Raw genomic sequence first — 435 nt, forward strand, 5'->3', positions numbered from 1 at the left:
TGTGTTTATGTTAACACTCTGTTATGTCAGTTGTCACTCTTTCTATATGTTTTAGGTCTTCTTTACCTTCTCCGTCAGTCTCTGTAATTTATACGTCCTTTTTTGTTTCCTCTGTCTCATGTGTATCAGCGACAGGACTTGCTACTGTTACACTTCCACTTGTTTCTCCAGCTTTAATTGTAATCTCTGCTCCATTACTTAATTTGATTACTAAATCTGTCTTTGGTGGATTAGCTACACTTGCTGTATATGTTATATCTTCACCTGCTTCTACTTCTTTTGTGGCTGTAAGATTTACTTGTGTTGTATCAGGTGTATCTTCTGTTACTACTGTTGTTGATGTTGTTATTTTATCTAGGTCTTCATAACATCCACCAGTAGTTCCTGTTATTTATAAGTCCTCTATTGTTCCATCTGTTTCTCTATATACTACAT

The 435-nt window shown here is 35.2% G+C and carries 1 protein-coding gene; it reads right to left on the reverse strand.

Annotated elements, in window-relative coordinates; genetic code table 11:
• Window positions 1–88: 88 nt before the first annotated feature.
• The gene (locus tag CP965_RS14510) at window positions 89–391 is read right to left on the reverse strand and encodes an immunoglobulin-like domain-containing protein (protein WP_407646427.1); all 303 of its coding nucleotides are present in this window, start codon (window positions 389–391) and stop codon (window positions 89–91) included.
• Between the last annotated feature and the right edge of the window lie 44 nt (window positions 392–435).

Origin of the sequence: Halarcobacter mediterraneus, assembly GCF_004116625.1 — a bacterium.
Classification (GTDB): domain Bacteria; phylum Campylobacterota; class Campylobacteria; order Campylobacterales; family Arcobacteraceae; genus Halarcobacter; species Halarcobacter mediterraneus.